The 23,191-nt window shown below is 71.2% G+C and carries 22 protein-coding genes; 7 read left to right on the top strand and 15 right to left on the bottom strand.

The window, feature by feature from the left end; translation table 11 throughout:
* The first annotated feature begins 39 nt into the window (after window positions 1–39).
* Window positions 40–666 (top strand): DUF4870 domain-containing protein, encoded by a 627-nt coding sequence (locus ACIBD9_RS27810; protein WP_387172140.1) that lies wholly within the window; start codon window positions 40–42, stop codon window positions 664–666.
* Window positions 667–732: 66 nt separating this feature from the next.
* Here the strand turns inward: ACIBD9_RS27810 and hemW are convergent, their stop codons facing one another.
* Window positions 733–1,956 (bottom strand): radical SAM family heme chaperone HemW, encoded by a 1,224-nt coding sequence (hemW, locus tag ACIBD9_RS27805; protein ID WP_396722110.1) that lies wholly within the window; start codon window positions 1,954–1,956, stop codon window positions 733–735.
* Between the two features lie 19 nt (window positions 1,957–1,975).
* On the opposite strand from hemW, the gene ACIBD9_RS27800 reads away from it, so the two are divergent.
* Window positions 1,976–2,764 carry an enoyl-CoA hydratase-related protein gene (locus ACIBD9_RS27800; protein ID WP_396722071.1) on the top strand — a complete coding sequence of 263 codons (789 nt, stop codon included), beginning with the start codon at window positions 1,976–1,978 and terminating at the stop codon, window positions 2,762–2,764.
* A 42-nt stretch (window positions 2,765–2,806) separates the two neighbouring features.
* On the opposite strand, the gene ACIBD9_RS27795 is transcribed toward ACIBD9_RS27800, so the two are convergent.
* Window positions 2,807–3,571 (bottom strand): SDR family NAD(P)-dependent oxidoreductase, encoded by a 765-nt coding sequence (locus ACIBD9_RS27795; RefSeq protein ID WP_396722069.1) that lies wholly within the window; start codon window positions 3,569–3,571, stop codon window positions 2,807–2,809.
* Window positions 3,572–3,893: 322 nt separating this feature from the next.
* On the opposite strand from ACIBD9_RS27795, the gene ACIBD9_RS27790 reads away from it, so the two are divergent.
* The 3 genes from ACIBD9_RS27790 (at window position 3,894) to ACIBD9_RS27780 (ending at window position 7,251) form a co-directional block, all read left to right on the top strand.
* Window positions 3,894–4,754, top strand: coding sequence for a hypothetical protein (locus ACIBD9_RS27790; protein WP_396722068.1), 861 nt, complete (start codon window positions 3,894–3,896; stop codon window positions 4,752–4,754).
* Window positions 4,755–4,975: 221 nt separating this feature from the next.
* The gene (locus ACIBD9_RS27785; protein ID WP_396722066.1) at window positions 4,976–5,878 is read left to right on the top strand and encodes a phytanoyl-CoA dioxygenase family protein; all 903 of its coding nucleotides are present in this window, start codon (window positions 4,976–4,978) and stop codon (window positions 5,876–5,878) included.
* Window positions 5,879–6,066: 188 nt separating this feature from the next.
* Window positions 6,067–7,251: a low temperature requirement protein A gene (locus tag ACIBD9_RS27780; protein WP_396722064.1), complete on the top strand. Its 1,185-nt coding sequence runs from the start codon at window positions 6,067–6,069 to the stop codon at window positions 7,249–7,251.
* Between the two features lie 19 nt (window positions 7,252–7,270).
* Here ACIBD9_RS27780 and ACIBD9_RS27775 read toward each other — a convergent pair whose 3' ends face one another.
* The 9 genes from ACIBD9_RS27775 to ACIBD9_RS27735 all read right to left on the bottom strand — a co-directional run bounded on the left by ACIBD9_RS27775 (window position 7,271) and on the right by ACIBD9_RS27735 (window position 16,427).
* Entirely contained in the window at window positions 7,271–8,464 is a 1,194-nt protein-coding gene (locus ACIBD9_RS27775) for a low temperature requirement protein A (protein ID WP_396722062.1), read from the bottom strand.
* 143 nt (window positions 8,465–8,607) lie between these two features.
* Window positions 8,608–9,249, bottom strand: coding sequence for an MOSC domain-containing protein (locus ACIBD9_RS27770; protein WP_396722060.1), 642 nt, complete (start codon window positions 9,247–9,249; stop codon window positions 8,608–8,610).
* 84 nt (window positions 9,250–9,333) lie between these two features.
* Window positions 9,334–10,164, bottom strand: a complete 831-nt coding sequence (locus ACIBD9_RS27765) for a carbohydrate ABC transporter permease (RefSeq protein ID WP_387172154.1) — start codon at window positions 10,162–10,164, stop codon at window positions 9,334–9,336.
* Window positions 10,161–11,147: a carbohydrate ABC transporter permease gene (locus ACIBD9_RS27760; protein WP_396722058.1), complete on the bottom strand. Its 987-nt coding sequence runs from the start codon at window positions 11,145–11,147 to the stop codon at window positions 10,161–10,163. The genes ACIBD9_RS27765 and ACIBD9_RS27760 overlap by 4 nt, the downstream gene beginning before the upstream one ends.
* A complete protein-coding gene (locus ACIBD9_RS27755; RefSeq protein ID WP_396722057.1) occupies window positions 11,144–12,430 on the bottom strand; it encodes a sugar ABC transporter substrate-binding protein in 1,287 nt (428 codons plus the stop codon). The genes ACIBD9_RS27760 and ACIBD9_RS27755 overlap by 4 nt, the downstream gene beginning before the upstream one ends.
* Window positions 12,431–12,681: 251 nt before the next feature.
* Window positions 12,682–12,966: a GlsB/YeaQ/YmgE family stress response membrane protein gene (locus tag ACIBD9_RS27750; RefSeq protein WP_179780540.1), complete on the bottom strand. Its 285-nt coding sequence runs from the start codon at window positions 12,964–12,966 to the stop codon at window positions 12,682–12,684.
* Between the two features lie 299 nt (window positions 12,967–13,265).
* Window positions 13,266–13,550, bottom strand: a complete 285-nt coding sequence (locus ACIBD9_RS27745) for a GlsB/YeaQ/YmgE family stress response membrane protein (protein ID WP_124820451.1) — start codon at window positions 13,548–13,550, stop codon at window positions 13,266–13,268.
* Window positions 13,551–13,896: 346 nt separating this feature from the next.
* Window positions 13,897–15,774: a translation elongation factor 4 gene (gene lepA, locus ACIBD9_RS27740; protein ID WP_396722055.1), complete on the bottom strand. Its 1,878-nt coding sequence runs from the start codon at window positions 15,772–15,774 to the stop codon at window positions 13,897–13,899.
* Window positions 15,775–15,890: 116 nt separating this feature from the next.
* A complete protein-coding gene (locus ACIBD9_RS27735) occupies window positions 15,891–16,427 on the bottom strand; it encodes a DUF4240 domain-containing protein (protein WP_387172159.1) in 537 nt (178 codons plus the stop codon).
* A 61-nt stretch (window positions 16,428–16,488) separates the two neighbouring features.
* Here ACIBD9_RS27735 and ACIBD9_RS27730 point away from each other — a divergent pair, with 61 nt between their 5' ends.
* Together ACIBD9_RS27730 and rpsT are read left to right on the top strand one after the other, a co-directional pair.
* The gene (locus ACIBD9_RS27730; RefSeq protein WP_396722053.1) at window positions 16,489–17,475 is read left to right on the top strand and encodes an aminoglycoside phosphotransferase family protein; all 987 of its coding nucleotides are present in this window, start codon (window positions 16,489–16,491) and stop codon (window positions 17,473–17,475) included.
* A gap of 262 nt (window positions 17,476–17,737) precedes the next feature.
* A complete protein-coding gene (gene rpsT / locus ACIBD9_RS27725) occupies window positions 17,738–18,004 on the top strand; it encodes a 30S ribosomal protein S20 (RefSeq protein ID WP_030491765.1) in 267 nt (88 codons plus the stop codon).
* Window positions 18,005–18,240: 236 nt separating this feature from the next.
* Here the strand turns inward: rpsT and ACIBD9_RS27720 are convergent, their stop codons facing one another.
* From ACIBD9_RS27720 to ACIBD9_RS27705, 4 genes are all read right to left on the bottom strand, one after another.
* The gene (locus tag ACIBD9_RS27720) at window positions 18,241–18,663 is read right to left on the bottom strand and encodes a hypothetical protein (RefSeq protein WP_396722051.1); all 423 of its coding nucleotides are present in this window, start codon (window positions 18,661–18,663) and stop codon (window positions 18,241–18,243) included.
* Entirely contained in the window at window positions 18,660–19,640 is a 981-nt protein-coding gene (gene holA, locus ACIBD9_RS27715) for a DNA polymerase III subunit delta (RefSeq protein WP_387172266.1), read from the bottom strand. Before holA ends, ACIBD9_RS27720 begins: the two co-directional genes overlap by 4 nt.
* A gap of 150 nt (window positions 19,641–19,790) precedes the next feature.
* Window positions 19,791–22,244 (bottom strand): ComEC/Rec2 family competence protein, encoded by a 2,454-nt coding sequence (locus ACIBD9_RS27710; protein ID WP_396722049.1) that lies wholly within the window; start codon window positions 22,242–22,244, stop codon window positions 19,791–19,793.
* Window positions 22,241–23,056, bottom strand: coding sequence for a helix-hairpin-helix domain-containing protein (locus ACIBD9_RS27705; protein ID WP_396722048.1), 816 nt, complete (start codon window positions 23,054–23,056; stop codon window positions 22,241–22,243). The genes ACIBD9_RS27710 and ACIBD9_RS27705 overlap by 4 nt, the downstream gene beginning before the upstream one ends.
* Window positions 23,057–23,191 lie beyond the last annotated feature (135 nt).

The raw sequence follows: 23,191 nt of genomic DNA, 5'->3' as shown, positions 1-23,191 counted from the left end.
TCTGGTGCGGCGTTGCCACCGGCCCCTACCGTGACATCCATGACTGAACCTCCTCGCCCACCCGGGTCGGGCGACTCCGGCAACTACCCGCCGGAGCCCACCTCGCCGGGCCCGTTCCCGTCGGCCGAGCCACCCACCGCACCACTCTCCGGGGCGCCCGGCCCGGCCGGGTATCCCCCGGCCGGTGGCTATCCGCCGCCCACCGGTGACCAACCGCCGTCGGGCGGCTACCCTCCGGCAGGCGGCTACCCCCCGCCCGGGGGCTATCCGCCACCCGGGGGCTACCCGGCCGGTGGGGCCTACGGCGGTCCCGGCGGCGGCTACGCCAACAACGAGGACAAGACCTGGGCGCTTGTCGCGCACTTCGGCGGCGCCCTCGGCGCGCTGGTCAGCTTCGGTCCGCTGGGCTTCGTCGCCCCGCTCATCGCCTACCTGGCCCGCGGCCAGCAGTCGCCGACCGTGCGGGCGCACGCCCTCGCCGCCCTGAACTTCCAGATCCTCTGGTCGATCATCGCGTTCGTGCTGCTCTTCGTGAGCTGGTGCCTGCTCTTCCTGCCCAGCATCGCCGTCGTGGTGATCCAGATCCTGTTCGGGATCATCGCCGGCATCAAGGCCAACGAGGGCACCCCGTACCGCTATCCGATGACTGCCAACTTCATCAAGTGAACCGGGCCGGCCGCTCCCCCGGCCGGACCGGTTCGCCGCGGCCCCCGTCCGAGGGCGGCGGGCCGCTCAGGGCAGCAGATCGCGGACCACGGCGTCGGCGAGCAACCGCCCGCGCAGGGTGAGCACCGCCCGGCCGGCGGCGTACTCGTCGGCGGCCAGCAGGCCGCCGGCCAGCGCCCGCTCGGCGCCGGCCCGGCCGGTGGCGTCGAGCACCGCCAGCGGGAGGCCACTGGCCAGCCGCAGCCGGAGCATCACGTTCTCCATGTGCGCCTCGTCGACCGTGAGCACCTCCCGGGCCAGACCGGGAGACGCACCGGCGGCGAGCCGCTGAGCGTACGCCGAGGGGTGCTTGACGTTCCACCAGCGCACCCCGCCGACGTGGCTGTGCGCCCCCGGCCCCAGCCCCCACCAGTCCGCGCCGGTCCAGTAGAGCAGGTTGTGCCGGCAGCGGGCCTCCTCGGTGCGGGCCCAGTTGGAGACCTCGTACCAGGAGAGCCCGGCCGCGTCGAGCGCGGCCTCCGCGGCCAGGTAGCAGTCCGCGGCCACGTCGTCACTGGGGTACGCCAGCTCGCCGCGCCGCATCCGGGCGGCGAGCCGGGTGCCGTCCTCGACGATCAGGGCGTACGCGCTGACGTGGTCCACCCCGGCGGCGACGACCTGCTCCAGCGAGGCGGCGAAGTCCTCCGCCCGCTCCCCCGGGGTGCCGTAGATCAGGTCCAGGTTGACGTGCTCGAACCCGGCGTCGCGCGCCTCCAGGGCGGCGGCGGTGGCCCGGCCGGCGCTGTGTTTGCGGTCCAGGATCGCCAGCACCCCCGGGGAGGCGGACTGCATGCCCAGCGAGATCCGGGTGTAGCCGGCCGTCCGCAGCAGCTTCAACGATTCCGGGGTGACCGACTCGGGGTTGGCCTCGGTGGTCACCTCGGCGTCGGCGGCCAGCCCCCAGGTGCGGTCGATGCCGTCGAGGATGCGGGCCAGATCGTCGGCGGGGAGCAGGGTGGGCGTGCCGCCGCCGACGAAGACGGTGTCGACCCGAGGTGGCGGGCTGTCGCCGAGCACCCGGGCGGCGAGCGTCAGCTCGGCCAGGACGGTGTCGGCGTACCCCTCGCGGCTGGCGCCGCCGCCCAACTCGGACGCCGTGTAGGTGTTGAAGTCGCAGTAGCCGCAGCGGCTGGCGCAGAACGGCACGTGCACGTACACGCCGAAGCCGCGCGCGCCGACCGCCGTGGTGGCGGTGGCGGGCAACGATCCGTCGACGGGGACGGTCTCACCATCTGGAAGGACGCCGGGCATGGCCACTAGTGTGCCCGGCATGACCTCTCCCGACGTCCTCGTGCGGGTCGCCACGGCCCGTGGGGTGACCACCCTCACCCTGGACAGCCCGCACAACCGCAACGCGCTCTCCACCGGCCTGATGACCCAGCTGCTGGCCGGGCTGGCGGACGCGGTCGCCGACGAGGCGGTCCGAGTGATCGTGCTGGACCACACCGGCCCGGTCTTCTGCTCAGGGGCGGACCTGAAGGAGACCGCCGCGGCGTACGCCAGCGGGACGGTGCCGGCCAGCATGCTGGGCGACGTGCTCGCGGCGCTCTGGGAGTGCCCGAAGCCGGTGCTGGCCCGGGTCGGCGGGCCGGCACGGGCCGGTGGGCTGGGCCTGATCGCCGCCGCCGACCTGGCGGTCTGCGCCCACGAGGCGACGTTCGCGTTCACCGAGGTACGCATCGGGGTGATCCCGGCGGTGATCTCGGCGACCGTGCTGCCCCGGCTGCACCCCCGCGCCGCCGCCGAGCTGTACCTGACCGGGGACACCTTCGACGGCCGCCGGGCCGCCGAGATCGGCCTGGTCACGGCCTCGGTCCCGGCGGACGGGCTGGACGACGCGGTACGGGGCTACTGCGACTCGCTGGTGCGCGGCGCGCCCGGGGCGCTGGCCGGCGCGAAGGAGCTGCTGCGCCGACCGGGCACCGCCGAGTTGCGCGCCGACCTGGCCCGACTCTCCGCCGTCTCGACCGGCTACTTCCTCTCCGACGAGGGGCGCGAGGGGGTCACCGCGTTCCGGGAAAAGCGACCGGCGCGCTGGGTGCCCGCCCTCGACGACTGACGGTCGGGGCGCCACCGGGAGCGGCGGCGCCCCAACGTCGGGTCACCAGGCGGTCGCGCCACCGTCGACCGGGTAGTTCGCCCCGGTGATGTACGACGCCCGGTCGGACGCGAGGAAGACCACCAGCTCGACGACCTCCTCGGGGCGCGCGAAGCGCTTGAGCAGTGTCTTGGCGGTGATGGCGTCCCGCGCCTCCTGGTTGTCACCGAGGTCGCGTTCGCTGGCCGGGGTGAGGGTGGGCCCGGGGCTGATCGCCACCGCGCGGATCCCGTGCGGCGCGCCTTCGAGCGCGAGCTGTCGCGTCATGCCGATGATGCCGGCGTTCGCGGCGGTGTGACCGACCATCGGCGGGACGTGGCCGCCGATCATGCCGGCCATGGAGGCGGCGCTGATGATGACACCCCCGCCGCGTTGGACCAGGTGCGGCCAGGCGAACTTCGACACGAAGTACGGGATGTCGAGTTCTCCGGTGATGGTGTAGCGCCAGTCCTCCACTGAGAAGTCGGGCATCGGGCCAAAGCGGAGCGCGGCCGCGTTGTTGTAGACCACGTCGAGCCCGCCATAGGCGGCGGCAGCGTCGTCGACGAGCTTGCGTACCTGCTCGGGGTCGGTGAGGTCGACCGGCGCGATGCCGGTCATCTCGCCGCCGGCGGTGCGGACGAGCTCGACCGTCTCGTCGTTACCGGCGACCTGGAGGTCGGCCCCGACGACCTTCGCGCCCTCGCGCGCGAAGGTCAGTGCCGCCACGCGACCCAGACCACCGCCGGTGCCGGTGATCAGTACGACCTTGCCATCGAGCGTTCCCACGGAACTCCTCCTCGTTCGGCGACCAACGCGCCCGGGTATGGGTGGTAGGTCGGGTTGACATGTCAACTGGGGTAAGTCCTTGACAGGTCAATCGCTTCCCGATTTCGCATACCCGGTGACACCACAACAGCCCTGCACTGCGACGGGGTGACCGAACGACCCGGCAGGTGAGATCCCGACCGGAGCGGGAACGTCGCCAACCGGTACGCGACATCGGAGCCGACCCCGAACCGGTCGGAGCCGGCCAGGTCAGGCCCAAACCGCTCGGACTACCCGGGAAGGGCCGGCGGGGACGTACGCTTGTCAGACTGTCGATCTGGGGGTGTGGGTGCGAACTCGGGCAACCGTGGCGGGTGGAGTGGTGCTCATCCTCGTCGCCGTGATCGCTATCTGGCTCGTCGTACGGCAGGTCGGCGACAACCTCACGTTGCCGCTGATGGCACGGAAGTGCACCGTGCAGGCCGACGGACGGGTCGCGTTGGACGCCGACCAGATGGCCAACGCGGCGACCATCGCGGCGATCGGCGCGAAGCGCGGTATGCCAGAGCGGGCCGTCGTGGTCGCACTCGCCACCGCGTACCAGGAGTCCGGGCTGCGCAACCTCGCCGACGGCGACCGCGACTCGGTTGGCCTGTTCCAGCAACGACCGAGCCAGGGTTGGGGCACTCCGGCGCAGATCCGCGACCCCCGCTACGCGGCCAACCGGTTCTACGCCTCCCTCAAGAAGGTGCGCGGCTGGGAGAAGATGCGCGTCACCGATGCCGCCCAGCGGGTGCAGCGCTCGGCGTTTCCCGAGGCGTACCAGAAGTGGGCCGACGACTCCGAGGTGCTCAGCCGGGCCCTGCTCGGCGACGCCAGCGGCGCGGTCGCCTGCACGGTGGGGCGTACCCCGGCGATGCACGGCGCGGCGGCGGCCGCGCAACTGACCCGCAACCTCGTGCTCGACTGGGGGTTGGAGGGCACCGACCCGACCGACCCGACCGGGCTGGCGGTGACTCCGGGCGACCAACGCGACGGCTGGCGGTACGCGCACTGGCTGGTGTCGCACGCCCAGGACCACGGGGTGAAGCGGGTCCGCTTCGGCGACCTGGAGTGGACCGCCCGCGACGGCTCGTGGGGCCGGGTGGACGGCCGGCAGAGCCCCGCCGGCCAGGTGGTGGCCGAGGTCTTCAACGAGGGTTGACCGACCCGGATCTCTTAACCGGCAGTCACCGCACAATCCGGCAATGTGCGTCAAATCGCGCTATTGATCGCTCATATCTCACTCTGTGCGCTTCTCTCGCTGCGTGGGGTCCCACGGCGGCCCAATCCCGCACCACACCCTCCCCGACGCCGGGGCCACCGCGTTACGATCGGCGGCCTGTGCCAGAAAAGGTTTCACCTCATGGGGAGGGGTACGACGCGGTGTTCGATTACGGCGACCGGACCGGTTACGAACCGATCAGCGACACTGACCGCAAGGAGTTCCACGAGCAGGGCTTCCTCCTGCTGCGCAACGTCCTGACGGAGGAACACCGGGCGGCGCTGGAGGCGGCGGTCGACCGCGTCTACGCGGAGGAGCAGGCGAAGGGCACCACCAAGAAGGACGGCACCCTGCACCTGCTGGGCTTCCTGGAGCGGGACGAGCTCTTCGGTGAGCTGCTGACCCACCCGATCGCCTTCCCGTACATGTGGGGGCTGGCCGGCTGGAACATCTACACCCACCACAACCACCTGGACGTCACCCCGCCGGCCGCCGAGCCGGAGAAGCCGTACTGGGGTTGGCACCAGGACGGGTACCGGCAGAACTCCGACCCGGAGACGATGGACCCGAACCTGCCTCGGCCGATGTTCTCGCTGAAGGTCGCGTACGTGCTGTCGGACCTCTCCGAGACCGGCCGCGGCGCCACCAAGGTCATCCCGGGCAGCCACCTCAAGAACTCGCTGCCCCGGCCGGCGGACCTCACCGTGCAGAACCCCGACCCGGAGGGCACGGTGGAGATCACCGCCAACCCGGGCGACGCCTTCATCTTCGACCGCCGGCAGTGGCACTCGCGGTCGACGAACCTGTCGACGATCACCCGCAAGATGCTCTTCGTCGGCTACACCTACCGGTGGATCCGTCCGCTGGACGAGCTGCACCCCGACGTGAACGGCGAGTGGTACCGCAACCGCACCCCCGTGCAGCGCCAGCTGATCGGCGAGGGCACCCACACCGCCAACTACTGGGGCATCAACTGGGACGGGTACGTCGACGACGAGATCCCGCTGCGCAAGGAGCTCAAGGAGCGCGGTCTGCTCGACCGCAACATCCCCTGGCTCCGCTGACCCCTCCTGTCTGTAGGACGGCCCCCCGCCGACGCTCAGCGTTGGCGGGGGGCCGTTCCACGTCTGCGGACCCGACCGCTCGGGCCGAGCCCGTTCCTCACCACCGGGGACGGCACTGTCGGTAGCGTGGCGGGTGCGCAGGTCGGGGCGCGGCGCCCAGGGCGTGGGGTGGCACAGGAGGCAGCGCAGTGACATCCGCTCCGCTCCCCCGGATCCTCCGCCGCCGCGGCGAGCCGGAGTACCCGACGTTCCTGGAACTCTTCTTCGACCTGGTCTACATCTTCATGTTCTCCCGGCTCGCCGCCAGCCTGGCCGAGAACCTCACCCTTCGGGGCGCGGCGCAGACCGCCGTCCTGCTGCTGGCCGCCTGGTGGGTCTGGGTGCTGACCGCCTGGCTCACCGACCTGTTCAACCCCCGCCTGCCGATCATCCAGGCGACCACCCTGCTGGTCATGCTCGGCACCCTGCTGATGGCGATCGCGACGCCGTTCGCCTTCGGTCGGTACGGTTGGCTCTTCGTCGCGGCGTACTTCGGCATTCACCTGGTCCGGGACGCCGTCCTGATCCCCGGCACCCGCGTGAACCGTCCGATCCAGGCCAGGAGCATCCGGGTCTTCTTCTGGTTCGGCATCACCGTGACGCCCTGGGTGGCCGGAGTGTTCGTGGACGAGAACGCTCGACTGGTGCTCTGGTCGCTCGCGGCGGCGGTCGACCTCGGCTCGGCCCGGATCGGCTGGCCGACGCCGGGGCTGGGGCGTACCGAGCTTGCCAGCCAGATCTTCACCGGGGTGCACCTCTCCGAGCGGCACCGGGCGATCTTCATCGTCGCGCTCGGCGAGTTGATCCTGAACACCGGCACAGGGCTGGCCGGCAGCGGATTCACGGCCGGCGCGGTGGCCACCGGCGCGGTCGCGTTCCTCAGCGCGGTCCTCCTGTTCCAGCTCTACTTCCAGCGGGTCCAGCGGATCCTGGCGCCACCGAGCGTCGCGACTGTGGAACGGGTCCGCTCCGGCACCTCCACCTCGTACACCCATCTGGTCATGGTCGCCGGGGTGGTGCTGGTCTCGACCGGCACGTCGCTGGTCATCGACCGGCCGTTCGGCCGCGCCCCGGTCGAGCTGATGGTCGCCATCCTCGGCGGACCGCTCCTGTTCCTGCTCGGCACCGTCCTGTTCGATGCCGTGGTGACCGGCCGGGTCCTCTGGTCCCGGGTGCTGGCGATCGTGGTGTTGGGTGCCCTGATGGCACCCGCCACTCTCCTACTTCCACCCCTGGCCGCCCTGATGCTGGCGAACCTGGTCCTGCTGATCACCCTGGTCGGCGAAGGGCTGGCCGCGCGCAGTCGCCCGGTCGGGGCCGCCGCGCCAGCATGATGAGGGGCCGCCGTACGAGTCAGCGCAGCATCGGCGGCGCCGGCGTACGCGCGTGCCGCCGGGTGCTCACCAGGTTCGCCGCGGCGATCAGCGCCAGCACGGTCATTGCGAGCAGCGCGACAAGCAGCGGCGGCAGCAGGGGCGTGGCCGGCGCCACGCACGCCAGCAGCACCAGCCCGGCCGACCGGGACCGCGAGATCCGCCCGAACACGGTGAAGTCGAGTACGCCCCGTCCGACCAGGTACAACGCGGGGCCACCGAGGATGACCGCAGCCCACGACGGCGGGGTCTCACCCCACGGGCGGCCCACCACGAGGTGACTGGTGACCGCCGCGCCGACGATCCCGGCCACCATGATCAGATGGGTGACCGCCGCGGACTGGATGAGCACCGCCGGGTTGGACGACCGGGCGATCGCCTCGGTCAGCAGCTCACCGGCCCGGTAGATGTAGATACGCCACATCAACACCACGGTGGTGAACACCACGAGCAGTGCCCAGGCTCGCTGCAGCGTGTACTCGCTCATGCTGAAGGTCGTTCCGGTCACGAAGATCGAGACACCGAGCGCGACGATGACGAACTGCCGGTAACGCTCGGCCACCCGTTCTCCGGCCAGCCGCCAGTCGCGCGCTCGTGAGTGCCCGATCCTCGGCACCGGCCAGCCGAAACCGGCTGCCGAGTATTCGACGACGACCGTGAGCGCCCAGATCGGCAACTGGCCCGAACCGCCGACGAGCGCCCCACCGATCCAGCCGACACCGGCGACGCCCTCCCAGATCTGGATCCGGATGAGGCTGGGAAGCAGGGTCTTGCTGGGGGCGACAAGGGAGTAGTAGACGGAGGTGCTGGCGTGGATGAGCACGTACGTGACCGCGAAGAGCACCGCGTGATCGCCGTACGCATCGGCCGCGGCCGCGGCCAACAGCAGGCTGGCCGCCGCCACCCAGATGAGCTGCCCCTGCCCGGACGGGCGTTCCAGGTCGAGGCTGTCCGCCCCCCACACGGTCAGCGCCCAGATCATCGTGAACGCGAGCAGCAGCACCAGCGTCTCGGCGCCGCCGGTCCAGGTCAGGTTCTCGGCCAACGTGGTCGCCAAGGTGACCAGCGCGAAGACGTAGACCAGGTCGAAGAAGAGTTCCAGGAACGCCGGACGCTTGAAGTCCGGATCGGTGGGTGACGCCGCCGGGGCACCGCCCTCCGTTGCCATCGACATCGCGCTCCACCCCGGTCCCCCGCCGCAGGCCCTCGATGGGGACAATACGGGCAACCGTCCGCGGTTGGTCCCGTCCTTCGGTTCTTGTCGGCTGCCAGCTACCCGACCCGGACAGGATGCCGCGTGTCGGCGCGGCAGCGCGGTCAGCCGCGGGAGGCAAGGCGGCGGCGGGCCTTTTCCCGGATCTGCTCCGGCAGGCCGTCCGCGTCGAGCAACCGAGGCAACAACTCCGGCTCCAGGCTGGTCGCCCGGAACACCTCACCGATGGTCACACCGTGCGCCGGCCGGTCCACCACCTCGACCGGGTCGCCCGCGCCGACCTCCCCCTCGCGGAGCACCCGAAGGTAGGCCCCAGGGGATGCCCGGACGGTGAACCGCTTGATCAGATCCGGCACGCCCCAGAACCCGGCGAAGGTGGTGCAGGGGGTGCGCGGCTTGGTGACCTGGAGCAGGGCGGAACCGACCTGCCACTGCTCACCGATCACCGCACCCGTCACGTCGACCGCGTAGGTGGTCAGGTTCTCGCCGAAGCCGCCGGGCGGTATGGCGCGGCCCAGTTCGACCACCCACCAGGCGGCGTCCTCCTCCGCGTAGGCGTAGACGGCCTGGTCAGGGCCACCGTGATGGGCCCGCTCGCCGATGAAATCGCCCGCCAGGCCGCCGGTGAGCAGCGACACCGGGCCGTCCACCGGCCGCTTGTCGATGCCGCTGCGACCGCTCGCGTCGCCGGCCCACCCCGCCTCGGTCACGATGCCGAGGTTCACCGCTGCCACCCTGCCCGTCATGACCGTCAGCCTAGTGGCGGTCCGACGCCGGCCAACCCTCCCGGCGCGGGGCCCAGCGCCGGCGTCGGCCCTCGCGGCGCGGGGTCAGCCCTTGACGGCTCCGGCCACCAGGCCGGAGACCATCCGACGCTGCACCAGCAGGAAGAAGATGATGACCGGCAGGGTGAACAGGGTGGACGCGGCCATCACCGGCCCCCAGTTGGTGTCGTCCCGACCGAAGAAGAAGGTCATCGCCACCGGCAGGGTGTAGCTGCCCTGATCGTTGATGAACGTCAACGCGAAGATCAGCTCGTTCCACGCCGTGATGAAGGAGAAGATGCTGGTTGCCACCAGGCCGGGCGCGACCAGCGGGAAGAGCACCCGGCGGAAGGTCTGGGCCCGGCTGGCCCCGTCGATCGCCGCCGCCTCCTCCAGTTCCTTCGGCACCGCGGCCACGAAGCCGCGCAGCATCCAGACCGCGAACGGCAGCGAGAAACCGAGGTACGTGAGGATCAGGCTGGGCAAAGTGTTGTAGAGCCCCAGCCGCTGGATCATCAGGAACAGCGGGATGACCAGCGCCTCCAGCGGGATCATCTGCACCACCAGCAGCATGATCAGGAAGCTGGTCCGCAGCTTGAAGCGGAACCGCGCCACCGCCGTCGCTGCCAGCAGGGCCACCAGTCCACTGAGCACCACCGTGGAGACGGCGACCAGCGCGCTGTTGAGGAAGAAGTCGAGGAAGCTGACGCCGGGGATCAGGTTGCCGGTCAGGATCTCCCGGTAGTGCGCCAAGGTCGGATGGGTCGGCACCGGCTGCGGGGTGGCCGAGAAGATCTCGTTGCTCGGCTTCAGCGAGGTGGAGATCATCCAGTAGACCGGGAACGCCGCGAAGAGCGCGACCAGCAGCCCGGCGCCGTTGAGGGCTACCTTCTTCACGACTCGTCCTCCTGCCTGAGCACCATCCGTACGTAGAAGCCGGTGACCACCAGCAGGATCAGCGTGAGGATCACCGCGATGGCCGCGCCAAGTCCGTACTTGGGCGGCGGTGAGAAGGCTTCGGCGTACGAGTAGATGGCGAGCATGAACGTCGGCCGGTCCTGGGTGCCGCCGGCCAGCACGAACTGCTGGGTGAAGACCTTGAAGTCCCAGATCGTGGAGAGCACGATCAGGATCCCGAAGACCGGTCGCAGCAACGGGAAGGTGATCTTCCAGAAGACCCGCCACGGGCTGGCGCCGTCCACCCGGGCCGCCTCGTGCAGCTCACTCGGCACGCTCTTGAGACCCGCCAGCACGCTCACCGCGATGAACGGGAACGAGTGCCAGACCACGACCAGGGTGAGGATGGCGAAGAAGAGCAGTGGTGAGTTGAACCACCCGTACCCGGTCCAGTCACTGCGCCCGAACAGGCTGTTCGAGAGCCCGTCCGGCAACGCGTTGAACAGCCAGGTGACCAGGCCGCTCGTGTCGTCGAAGATCCATTTCCAGACGATGGTGCCGGTCAACGCCGGCGTGGCCCAGGCGAGCATCACGCAGCTCGCCACGAACGTCGCCATCTTGCGCCCGAGCCGGTTGAGCAGCAGCCCCACCAGGGTGCCGAGCACCATGGTGAGCAGCACGTTGGCCGCGGCGAACAGAACCGTGTTGCGCAGCACGGTCAGGAAGAACGGGTCGGAGAGGATGTCGGTGTAGTTGCCGAGCCCCACCCACGGCCACTCCCGATCGCCGCGCAGTTGCCGGACGCTGTTCAGGCGGTAGAAGGACATCACCACGACCTGGCCGAGCGGCCAGAGCAGCAGCACCCCGATGATCAGCAGTGCGGGCAGGAGCAGCAGGTAGGGCAGGCGGTCCACCCGGCGACGCCGCCGGGCGGGGGTCTCCCGCGCGGCGGCCGCCTCCGGGCTTTTTGTCTGTGAGCTCACTTGCTGTTCAAAATGCCTTCCATCTCACTGGCCGCGTCGGCGGTAGCCTTCTCGACCGTCTTCTGACCCTTCATGACCGAGCTGTTCATCGCCTGGGTCACCGTCTTGGTCCGGCTGACCTCCACCCACTTCGGGGTGAGCGGCGTGAGCTTGGTGTTCTGCATGGTGGTGGCGAACGACGCCATCACCTTGTCGTTCGCGTACGCGTCACCGGAGACCAGGTCCTGGTAGACCGGGAAGAAGCCGAGGCTGCTCGCGAAGCTCTGCGCGTTCTTCTTGTTCAGCAGCACGGTCAGGTAGTCCCAGGCCAGGTCCTGCCGCTCGCTGTCCTTCCAGATCGCCACGTCCGAGCCGCCCGCGAAACCGGGCGCCGCCTTGCCGTCCGGGCCGGGGATCGGGAACGTACCCCAGACCTTCTCGATCTCGGGGTTGTCCTTCTTGATGGCGCCCTGCTGCCAGCTACCGGCGAAGGCCATCGCGGCCTTGCCGGTGGCGAACTGGGTACGCGCGTCGATCTCGTTCCAACCCGCCGCGGCCGGCGGGGCGACCTTGTGCACGGTCACCAGGTCGGTCCAGAACTTGACGGCCCGCTGCGCCTCGGGCGTGGTGTAGCCGGACTTCCAGGTGCCGCCCTGGTTACTGGCGATCTCGCCGCCCGCACCCCAGAGGAAGGAGTAGAAGGGCAGCTCGGAGTTGCCGGGAAGCGCGATGCCGTAGGTGCCCTTCTTCTTCGCCTGCACGGCCTTGGCCACCGTGACCAGGTCGTCCCAGGTCTTCGGGGGCTGCACGCCGGCCTCGGCGAACCAGTCGGTGCGGTAGTAGATCGCACGCACACCCGCGTACCAGGGCACGCCGTACTGCTTGCCGTCGAGCTGCGCGTTGCGCACCAGGTCGGGCAGCAGATCCTTGCCGTCGGCCCAGCCGCCCATCCGACCACTCACGTCGGCGAGCGCCTCCTGGGCGGCCCAACCCTGAGTCTCGGTGTTGCCCAGCTCGGTGATGTCCGGACCCTCACCCCCGGCGAGCGCGGCCTGGAACTTCTTGGGCGCCTCCAGCCAGGGGATGTACTGCACGACCACGTCGGTGTCGGGGTGCTTCTGGCGGAACTCGGTCTCGACCCCGTCGAGGAAGGAGTTCTGTGCGTCCCCGCCCTCACCCATCATCCAGACCGTGAGCTTGCTGTCGTCGGCCGCGTCATCGCCGGAGCCTCCACAGCCGGTCAGCACCATCGCGGCCGAGGCCACCATGGCGGTGACCGGGGCCAGCCGCTTCCACCTGTTCACGCCACTTCTCCCCTCGCGCCACTTGGAACTAACCTTCTCCGCCGCACCCTAGTACGGAGAATTCCTTTACGACAGTGGGCGGAACTGGCCGAAGCGTGGCGACCGTACCGCAGCGGCCCGACGACCGGCGCTCCGGCATCGGGCCAAAGTCGGGCACTTCAGCACGAAAGAGCGCCCGGCTCTTGGCCGGGCGCTCTTTCAGTCGTGCTGTCCTAAGCAGTGGTGCTGTGTCGCCAGATGATGCCGGGTCGTTATCGGGTGACGCTGCGGCGGCGACCCACACCGGCCACCAGCGCGACCGCGATCGCGGCCACCACGACCTGCACCAGCAGCTCGCCCCAGTCGACACCGTTCGTCTCGGTCGCGATGCCGATGGCCCGCGCCAGAACCGTGCCCAGCAGCGCAGCGCCGACACCGATCAGCAGGTGCAGCCAGATCGGCATGTTCTGCCGGCCCGGGACGACCAGGCGGCCGAGCGCGCCGACGATGAGACCAACAACGATCGCAGTGATGATGCCCCACACGGTGAGCTCCACGGCCACCCTCCTTCAAAGAATGTCTGACACACGGTGCGTGTGCTTCCTGTCGTGACCGTTAATTGCCCGACCCACCTAAATTCCAAACCGACTTCACTCACGAAACGATCACGACTTGGCCGACAAGAACACGTTCCGCCGCAGCCCACCAGCGCACCGGCCACCGAGTGCGCGCCTATCGAGGCGGCCTGGACCGGGTGGAACCGGCGATGGCCGGCGCGGTGGGCGGAACGCCGATGGGCGCCCGACCTGTCGGTCGGGCGCCCATCGGCGGTGGTACGGGTTGGTGCGCGGTGCTGTTACCGGGTCACGCGGCGGCGGCCACCCACACCGGCCACCAGCGCGACAGCGATCGCGGCCACCACGACCTGGACCAGCAGCTCGCCCCAGTCGACGCCGTTCGTCTCGGTCGCGATGCCGATGGCCCGCGCCAGGACGGTGCCCAGCAGGGCCGCGCCAATACCGATCAGCATGTGCAGCCAGATCGGCATGTTCTGCCGGCCCGGGACGACCAGACGGCCGAGCGCGCCGACGATGAGACCGACAACGATCGCAGTGATGATGCCCCACACGGTGAACTCCACGGTCGCCCTCCTTCTAAAGAATGTCTGACACACGAGGTGTGTGTGCTTCCTGTCGTGACCGCTAAGTGCCCGACCCACCGAAAGCCCAAACCGACTCACCGCAAGGGACAACGTCAGTCGTCGATGCTCCAGCGGTGCGTCGGTTGGCGCGTGAGGACGTCCACACAGGTGGGAGGCCATCTCGTCGACCCGCCGACCGCATGACAGCGACAGAAAAATTTTCCACGCCCGGCGGTTGCCTCGCCGCACCGCAGTGCTCGGCCGCCAATCACGCGAGTACGCGAGACGCCGGGAAACGCGACGCGCCCGGGCGCGGTTGGCACCCGGGCGCGTACGGCGTCGCGACCTACTTCTTGCCGGCGGCCTTGCCGTCGCCGGAGTCGGAGGAGAGGGCGGCGATGAAGGCCTCCTGCGGCACCTCGACCCGGCCGACCATCTTCATCCGCTTCTTGCCTTCCTTCTGCTTCTCCAGCAGCTTGCGCTTACGGCTGATGTCGCCGCCGTAGCACTTGGCGAGAACGTCCTTGCGGATCGCCCGGATGGTTTCCCGGGCGATGACCCGGCTGCCGATGGCCGCCTGGATCGGCACCTCGAACTGCTGGCGCGGGATCAGGGTGCGCAGCTTGGCGGCGATGGTGACGCCGTAGTTGTACGCCTTGTCCTTGTGCACGATGGCGCTGAACGCGTCCACCGGCTCGCCGTGCAGCAGGATGTCCACCTTCACCAGGTCGGACGCCTGCTCGCCGGAGGGCTCGTAGTCGAGCGAGGCGTAGCCCTTCGTACGGCTCTTCAGCTGGTCGAAGAAGTCGTAGATGATCTCCGCGAGGGGCAGCGTGTAGCGCAGCTCCACCCGGTCGGCGGAGAGGTAGTCCATGCCGAGCAGGGTGCCGCGCCGGCCCTGGCAGAGCTCCATGACCGCGCCCACGTAGTCGTTCGGCGTCAACACGGTGGCCCGGACCACCGGCTCGTACACCTCGGCGATCTTGCCGGTGGGGTACTCGCTCGGGTTGGTGACGACGATCTCCTCGCCGTCGTCCGTGATCGCCCGGTAGACGACGTTGGGCGCGGTGGAGATCAGGTCGAGGTTGTACTCGCGCTCCAGCCGTTCCCGGATGATCTCCAGGTGGAGCAGGCCGAGGAAGCCGCAGCGGAAGCCGAAGCCGAGCGCGCCGGAAGTCTCCGGCTCGTAGTCCAGGGCGGCGTCGTTGAGCTTGAGCTTGTCCAACGCCTCGCGCAGGTTCGGGTAGTCGGATCCGTCGATCGGGTAGAGGCCGGAGTAGACCATCGGCTTCGGGTCCTTGTAGCCACCCAACGCCTCGGCCGCCGGTCGACTGTTGATGGTGACCGTGTCACCGACCCGGGACTGCCGCACGTCCTTCACGCCGGTGATCAGGTAGCCGACCTCGCCGACGCCGAGCGCCTCTGCCTTGACCATCTCGGGCGAGATGACGCCGATCTCCAGCAGTTCGTGCACCGCCCCGGTGGACATCATCTTGATCCGGTCGCGGGCGCTGATCCGGCCGTCGATGACCCGGACGTACGTGACGACACCGCGGTAGACGTCGTACACCGAATCGAAGATCATCGCCCGGGCGGGCGCCTCGGCGTCACCGACGGGTGGGATGAACTGCCGGACGATCTCGTCGAGCAGGTACGGGACGCCCTCGCCGGTCTTGCCGGAGACCCGGATGCAGTCGGCGGGGTCGCCACCGATGAGGTGGGCCAACTCCTCGGCGTACTTCTCCGGCTGCGCGGCCGGCAGGTCGATCTTGTTGAGCACCGGGATGATGCGCAGGTCGTTCTCGAGAGCCAGGTAGAGGTTGGCCAGGGTCTGTGCCTCGATGCCCTGCGCGGCGTCGACCAGCAGCACGGCACCCTCGCAGGCGGCCAGCGACCGGGACACCTCGTAGGTGAAGTCCACGTGCCCCGGGGTGTCGATCATGTTGAGCACCGCGTGCTCACCGGCCCGCTCACCCTCGCGGATGGTCCACGGCATGCGGACGGCCTGGCTCTTGATGGTGATGCCGCGCTCGCGCTCGATGTCCATCCGGTCCAGGTACTGCGCGCGCATCTGCCGCGGGTCGACCACGCCGGTGAGCTGCAACATCCGGTCGGCCAGGGTCGACTTCCCGTGGTCGATGTGGGCGATGATGCCGAAGTTCCGGATGCGACCGGGGTCGGTGGCACCAGGGGCGTTCGCGCCGGGATCGAGCTTCGGTGGCACAGCGGTCCGTTCTGGTCGGCTGACGTGAACAGGCCGGCGCGCCGCCGACCCCCTCTATGTTCCCACGCCGCCGGGGTGCGCCCGCTGCGCGGGCGATGGATCGACCCGAGGACCCCTCACTCCATCGGCGGCTCGACGAAGAGCGCGGCCAGCCGGGGCAGCCGCCGACGCGCCTCGTCCTCGTCGTCGAAGTCCCAGAAGTCGTTGAGGTCCGGCGTCCGCACCGGGTCGCGGTCCGCCGGCAGTTCGGTCGCGGTGGCCTTGCGGTACGCGTCCCAGGGCACCGAGAGCATCTGCTCGGCGGAGAACTCCTCGCCGCTGAGCGAGGCCGCCCGCACCTGGGGCAGTTCGGCCAGCGAGTCCGGTTCGGTGACCGCCCGGGCGAAGACGGCACGCCCCTGGGTCATCAGCCAACCCCGGAAGTGTTCGAAGCCGTCGGCCGAGGCGCCACCGTTGATCAGGTACGCCGCACCCCACAGGTCCGCCTTGTGCGAGGCGGCCAGCACCCGCGTCTGGTGTCGCGCGTACCCGATGATGTCCTCCGGGTCGCGCGCGGCGAGCAGCGCGACGGCCCGCGCGGCGACCGGGCCGGGCTCACCCCCGCCGCCAGCCCGCGCCTCGTCGATCAGCTGCCAGAAGTCCTCGGTCCTCATGGCTTGGCAGTCTGGCAGTGTCGCCGTGCGTCGCGCACGTACCCCGGGGCAGCATGGTGGGGTGTCCGCTCCCCTACTGCCGCCGGTGCCGTACCACGCGAGCGCCCTGCGCCCGTCGTGGCCGGCGTTGCCGGCGGCGCTGCGGGCCGCGGTCGCCGAACGGCTCGGCGCGCCGGTGGTCGCCGCCCGGGTCGCGGGCGCGGGCTTCACCCGGGGGTTCGCCGCCGTGCTCGACACCGCCGACGGTGGTCGGGCCTTCGTCAAGGCCGCACCCGCCGCCGAGCAACCGCACCTGACCGAGTGGTACGCCCGAGAGGCCGCGATCCTCGATCGGCTGCCGGTGGACCTGCCGGCGCCCCGCCCCCGGTGGACCCTCGCCGCGGCCGGCTGGTTCGTGCTCTGCACCGACGCCGTCGACGGGCACACCCCGCGCCTGCCCTGGGTGCCCGCCGAGCTGGACGCCACCCTCGCCGGGTACGCGCAGGTCGCCGCCGCCCTGGCCGACCCGCCGGCCGAGCTGACCGGGCTGGGTTTGCCGCACCTGGCCGACCTGGCCCGGTCGGACATCCTCTGGTGGGAGGAGGTCGCCGCCGGTCGCGAGCCCACCCCACCACTGCCCGCGCCGCTGCTGGACCGGCTGCCCGAGCTGGTGGAGCTGGAGTCCCTCCTCCCCCGGTATGCCGCCGGGGCGACCGGCCTGATCCACGGCGACCTGCGGGTCGACAACGTGCTGATCGACTCGGAGGGCCGCGCCTGGTTCTGCGACTGGACCTGGGTCTGCTCCGGTCCGGCCTGGTTCGACCTGGCCGGCCTGCTGCTCACCGCGTACGCCAGCGGGCTGGACGCGGACCGGCTCTTCGCCGCGCACCCGGCCACCGTCGGCGCTCCCCCGGACGCGCTGGACGCGACACTGGCCGCGTTGGCCGGCTACTACCTCACCGGCGCCGCGGCGGCACCGCCGACGGCCTCGCCGCACCTGCCCGCCCACCAGCGATGGAGCGGCGAACAGTCGCTCGACTGGCTGGCCCGCCGCCAGGGCTGGCGGTGACACGGACCGGCCTGGGCGGGCTGGGGCGGGGCTGGCTGGCCGGTGGCGCGGACCGGCCTGCCGTCGGGGTTGGCGGTGAGCCGCCGCCATGGCCGAGGGCGTAACCTGGTCCCCGACGGGCCGGGTCCGTCCGCGCGAAGGCCGAGCCGTTTTGGCTCGTCCCGGGCGACCTGGTAACCTGGCTCTTCGCGCAGCGATGACGCATGTTCGTCATCACGCGCAATAAGCTGACCAACCCGAGCTATCAAGACGAGGCTGTCGCGTGGCGAACATCAAGTCCCAGATCAAGCGCAACCGGCAGAACGAGAAGGCCCGGCTGCGCAACAAGTCGGTCAAGTCGTCGCTGAAGACCGCCGTCCGGAAGTTCCACGAGGCTGCCGAGGCCGGTGACGTCGAGAAGGCGACCGCGCTCATGCTGGACGCCTCTCGCAAGCTGGACAAGGCCGTCAGCAAGGGCGTGATCCACTCCAACCAGGCCGCGAACCGCAAGTCCGCGATCGCGAAGCGCGTGGTGTCGCTCTCCGCCTGACGACTTCACCGTCAGACTGATTCGGAAAACCCCGGGCCCAGGCCCGGGGTTTCCGTGTGTCCAGAGGCCGGCCGGATTTCTCCGGGCCGGCCCGTTCTGTGCGTCATGCCGGCCGTGTTCTCCGGGTCGGCGGCTCTGTGCGGTGCCCGACCGTGTTCTCCGGCTGGCGGTTCTGCGCGTTGCCCCGACCGTTTCTCCGGCCGGCGGTTCTGTGCGCTGCCCCGGCGGGTCGGCGCTCAGTCCGACGGGTTGGCGCGCCGGGGTGGTGGCACGGGGTCGGCGGTGATCACCACGCCGGTAACGCTGTGCGAGACCCACTCCACCCGGGCTCGGCCGACCACCGGTTCCATCTGCCGGCGAAACCGATCCCGTTCCTGCTCAGGCACGAGAGCGGCCGAGCGGACCACGATCGCGGCCACCATGTCGTTGAGCTTCACCATGGCCGCCACCACGACCGGCAGCACCAGCACCGCCCACCAACTGACCAACTCGGCGAGGGCGAGCAGCACCGCCAGGGCGATGGCACCCTCGAAGAAGAGGAAGCACAGCACGCCTCCGGGGTTGACGAACCGCAGGCCGAGGAGCCGGGCGTAGAGCGGCCGGTAACGCTCCTCGTCCACGGGAATGGTGGCCCACGCTGGGCGGTTCGCCCCCGTCACCTGGTGCTGCCCTGCCGGGCCGCCGCGACCGAGAAGACCGCACGTTCCAGGGCGTACGCCCGGTCGTCGGAGCCGCCCTTGACGGCCGCGTTGCACTCGGCGGCGACCTGCATGGCCCGAACCAGGCCCTCCGGCGTCCAGCCCCGCCCCTGCCGCTGCGCCCGCTCGACCTTCCAGGAGGGCATTCCGAGGCTGCTGGCGAGTTGGTACGCGTTACCCCGCCCGGCCGACGCCACCCGGGCCACCGTGCGCACCCCGTCGGCCAGGGCGTCGGCGATGGGCACCGGGTCGACTCCGACGTGCAGGGCCCACCGCAGTGCCTCAAGTGCTGCCGGCACGTCGCCGACCATGGTGGCGTCCGCCACCGTGAAGCCGGTCACCTCGACCCGACCCCGGTAGTAGCGAGAGACGGTCTCGGCGCTGATCCGCCCATCGGTGTCGGCGATCAGCTGGGAGCAGGCGGCGGCCAACTCCCGCAAGTCGTTGCCGACCGCCGCGATGAGCGCCTCGGCGGCGTCGTCGGTGCACTTTCCGCCAGCCCGGCGAATCTCGTCGCGGACGAAGGCCACCCGGTCGCGGTGCCCCTTGAGCTTGGCGGCCGGGACGACAGTCGCGCCGGCCGCCCGCAGACCGTCGGCGAACGCCTTGCCCTTAGCACCACCCAGGTGCAGCACCAGCAGTTGGACGTCCGGGTCGGGGTTCTTCGCGTACGCCAACAGCGCGGCAACCAGGTCCTTGCGGGCATCCTGGCCGGACCGCAGGATCAGCAGCCGCCGTCCGCCGAAGAGCGAGGGGCTGAGCATCTCGGCGATCTCGCCGACGGTGAGCGCACTGGCCTGGTATTCGCGGACGTCCACCTCGGGGTCGACGGCGCGAACCTTCGCGACAGCTTCGGTGACCGCGCGCGTGGCGAGCAGTTCCTCGTCACCGAGGACGAGCAGAATGGGGGCGAGGCTGGCGGCGGTCACGCCGCCCATATTCGCACGGCCTGCGGCGGGATCGTGCCTGCTCATTCGCTGCTTGGTCGGCGCAGCCCGCACACAGTGCAAATCCCGACATCCACCTCAATTGCTTGCTTAATCCGCAAGTCGCCCACCCAATCGGAAGCCGCTGTGCTGACCGGCAGCTCAGGGCCGTCGGCCTGCGGGCACACCTCTCCGAGCTACCGCCAGACCGTCGCCCGTTCGGACCGCCGCCACGTCTCCGTCCGTGTCGGTGCGCAGCACCCGCACGCCGCCCCTGCTCAGTCGGGCGAGCAGGCCCGCACTCGGGTGTCCGTAGGTGTTGCCCGTGCCCACCGGCACGAGCGCCACCGACGGCCGCACCGCGTCGAGGAAACCCAGGTCCTGATACGCCGAACCGTGATGCGCGACCTTCAGCACGTCCGCCCGTAACTGGCCGGGGGCCGCCCGCGCCACCATCGCGTGCTGCTCCTCGGTCTCCGCGTCGCCGGCCAGCAGGATCCGTACCCCGGCCACCGTGGCGCGCAGCACCAGCGAGTTGTTGTTCGGGTCGGACCTGGTGCCGGCCAGCGGGTACGGCGGGCCGAGCACCAGCAGGTCGACCCCGCCCACGGGGTGGCGAGCGCCGGCCACGGTGGTCAACAGCGCGGCCCGCCCGCCGGTGGCCGACGCCCGCACCAACTCCCGGCCGCTCTCCGGGTCGGTCGACGACGGCGTCAGCACGGCACCCACCCGCCGCCCCCGGAACACCCCGGCGACCCCGCCCACGTGGTCCACGTGGAAGTGGCTGATCACGAGCAGGGGCACCTCCCGTACGCCGAGCCGACGCAGGCAACCGTCCACCGCTCCCGGTTCCGGCCCGGCGTCCACCACCACGGCCCGGCCGGGGTCGACCGGGAGCACCAGCGCGTCGCCCTGGCCCACCGCGCAGGCCACCACCACCCAACCGGCCGGCGGCCAGCCGGCGGCCACCAGCCGAACCGGCATGGCACCCAGCACGGCGGCGACCCCCACCACCGCCACCAGCCGGCGTACGAGGGGTCGGCGCACCGCGATCAGCAGCGCGACGGTCAGCCCGGTCAGCAGCAGGGCACCGGGCACCCCGCCCGGCCACGGCAGGGTGCCACCCGGCAGTCGGGCACCCTGGCGGGCGATGACCACCAACCACCAGGCCGGCCAACTCGCCAGCCATGCCACGAACTCGGCGCCGGCCGGCCAGATCGGCGACACCATGGCCGCCAGCACGCCCAGCACGGTCGCTGGAGCGATGGCCGGCACCGCCAGTAGGTTGGCGGGCACCGCCACCAGGCTCACCGTGCCGGAGATCCCGGCGACGACCGGGCCGCAGGCAAGTTGGGCGGCCGCCGGCACGGCCAACGCCTCGGCCAGCCCCGGCGGGACGCCTCGCCGACGCAGCCCGTCCCGCCAGCGCGGCGCGAGCAGCAGAAGGCCACCGGTGGCCAGCACGGAGAGGGCGAACCCGGGATCCCCGGCCAGCTCGGGGTCGACGAGCACCAGCACGGTCACCGCGGTGGCCAGCGCGGGCAGCGCCGCCCGGGGACGACCGGCAGCCAGGGCGGCGAGCCCGATCGCTCCCATCGTGGCGGCGCGTACGACGCTCGGCGACGGGCGGACCAGGATGACGAACCCCACCAGCGCCACCCCACACAGCGCGGCGGCGAGCCACGGGCCGGCCCTCGACCAACGGGCCAGCAACAACACCGCACCCACCACGATCGCCACGTTGGAGCCCGAAACCGCGTTGAGGTGGGTCATTCCGGTGGCCTGGAAGTCCTGTTCGACGGCGGGTGGCAGTCGGCTGGTGTCGCCCACCACCAGACCGGGCAGCAGCCCACCGGGGTCGTCGGGCAGCGGCGCGCAGGCCCGTTGTAGGCCGGTACGCAACGTCCCGGCGGCGCGCTGCGCCCAGGACGGCGCGCCGTGTCGCTGCGGTGGGTCGTTGGTGCTGAGCACCGCCGCGGTGAGGTCGCCGCCGCGCGGAACGCCGAGCCGGCCGTCGGCGGTGAGGCGCTGCCCGGGGAGCAGACCCTGCCACGCCGGGTCGGTCGCCAGGACGAGCAGCCGCACGGAGGCGTGGATTCGTCGACCGTCCGGGTCGGTGAGTCGGACCAGTTCGGTCGACACCAGCAACATGCCGGGCCGCCCGGCGCTCCGGATCGGGCGCGGGTCGTCCCGGACGACGAGGTCGGCGGTGATCGGAGCGCGGTGCTCGGCGAGGGCACGGATCGCGGGCGCGTCACGAACGGCGAGCCGGGCGGCGGTGGCCGCACCGCCGCAGACCACTCCCAGGCCGACCGCCACGGCCACCCAGCCGTAGCGCCGCACCACGGCTCGGGGACGGCCGAGGCGGCCGAGCAGATGCACGGCACCAACCGCGGTCAGAGCGGCCGCCGTGCCGGCCACCAGCACGACAGTGCGGCTGCCGAGGTGCAGGCCGGCGAGCGCGGTGAGCCAGGCCGCCACGGCGAGCCCGGCCAGTCGCAGATCCGGCGGCTCGGACCGGGCCTGGCCGGCCGATGGCGAGGGCTGCACCGGCCCAGCCAACGGCTTGGGCCGGCCGGCCGGTGGTGGGGATGCGCCGACGGCGGACTCGGTCATACCGTCACCAGATCCTTGAGCTGCTCGTAGCGGGCATCGCCGATCCCGTCGACCTGGCGCAGGTCGCCAACGGACTTGAACCCGCCGTGCTGCTCCCGGTGGGTGAGGATGCGTTGGGCGAGCACCGGCCCCACCCCGGGCAGCGCGTCGAGCTGCGCCAGTGTGGCGGTGTTGAGGTTCAGTGGGCCGGTGGCGGGAGCCGCGCCGCCCGCCGCCGGCCCGGCCAGACCGCCCGGCATCGGCGGTGGCGTCACCCCGACCACGATCAGCTCGCCGTCGGTGACCTTTCGGGCGGGGTTGAGCAGCGCCACGTCGACCCCGGGCAGCGCGCCGCCGGCCGCCTGCACCGCGTCGGCGAGACGGGAACCGGCCGGCAGGCGTACCAGACCGGGTTTTCGGACCTTGCCCGCGACCGCCACCACCACCTCGCCGGAGCCGGACGCGCTGGGGTCAGCCGCGGGGGCGGCCGACGCGGTCTCACTGACCAGCGGGGCGACGGGCTCCGACTGCGGCCGGGCCCGCCAGGCCCAACCTGCCGCGCCCACGACCACCACCACGGCGACCACCGCCAACGCCCGCACACCGCGCCGCCCGGGGTCGAACGCCCCTGGGCCGGGCAACCGCGACTCAAGGCCCCCCGAGGCCGGCTCCGCGACCGGCGTGGTGGACCGGTCCGCAGGCTGCACGCCGACGACCAGGGACGACGGGGGTACGCCCGCGAGCGGCGCCTCCGACCGGGGCGGCGGTGCGACAGCCGCCTCGGTCAGCCGGCGCAGGCGCTGGCGTACCTCTGTCTCCTCGTCGTGCGACACAGCGCGACGCTATGGCGGCGGCCGGGACGGTGGAGGGGGACGGCGTCGGCCTGTGGACAACCAACGCCCTTGTGGACAACGCCCTGATCATGCCCGAATCTGCTATGCGGGAGTCGGACGTGGGCGCGTGACCTG

The sequence above is a fragment of the Micromonospora sp. NPDC050784 genome (assembly GCF_044456765.1).
Taxonomy (GTDB): Bacteria; Actinomycetota; Actinomycetes; order Mycobacteriales; family Micromonosporaceae; genus Micromonospora; species Micromonospora foliorum.
This window is presented reverse-complemented; position numbering and strand designations above follow the sequence as displayed.

What these genes read in the sequence shown, in the direction of transcription:
- ACIBD9_RS27810 (WP_387172140.1), top strand. Translation starts at nt 40, where the DNA reads ATGACTGAACCTCCTCGCCCACCCGGGTCGGGCGACTCCGGCAACTAC.
- hemW (WP_396722110.1), bottom strand. Translation starts at nt 1,956, where the DNA reads ATGCCCGGCGTCCTTCCAGATGGTGAGACCGTCCCCGTCGACGGATCG.
- ACIBD9_RS27800 (WP_396722071.1), top strand. Translation starts at nt 1,976, where the DNA reads ATGACCTCTCCCGACGTCCTCGTGCGGGTCGCCACGGCCCGTGGGGTG.
- ACIBD9_RS27775 (WP_396722062.1), bottom strand. Translation starts at nt 8,464, where the DNA reads ATGTCGATGGCAACGGAGGGCGGTGCCCCGGCGGCGTCACCCACCGAT.
- ACIBD9_RS27770 (WP_396722060.1), bottom strand. Translation starts at nt 9,249, where the DNA reads ATGACGGGCAGGGTGGCAGCGGTGAACCTCGGCATCGTGACCGAGGCG.
- ACIBD9_RS27735 (WP_387172159.1), bottom strand. Translation starts at nt 16,427, where the DNA reads ATGAGGACCGAGGACTTCTGGCAGCTGATCGACGAGGCGCGGGCTGGC.
- holA (WP_387172266.1), bottom strand. Translation starts at nt 19,640, where the DNA reads ATGGGCGGCGTGACCGCCGCCAGCCTCGCCCCCATTCTGCTCGTCCTC.
- ACIBD9_RS27710 (WP_396722049.1), bottom strand. Translation starts at nt 22,244, where the DNA reads ATGACCGAGTCCGCCGTCGGCGCATCCCCACCACCGGCCGGCCGGCCC.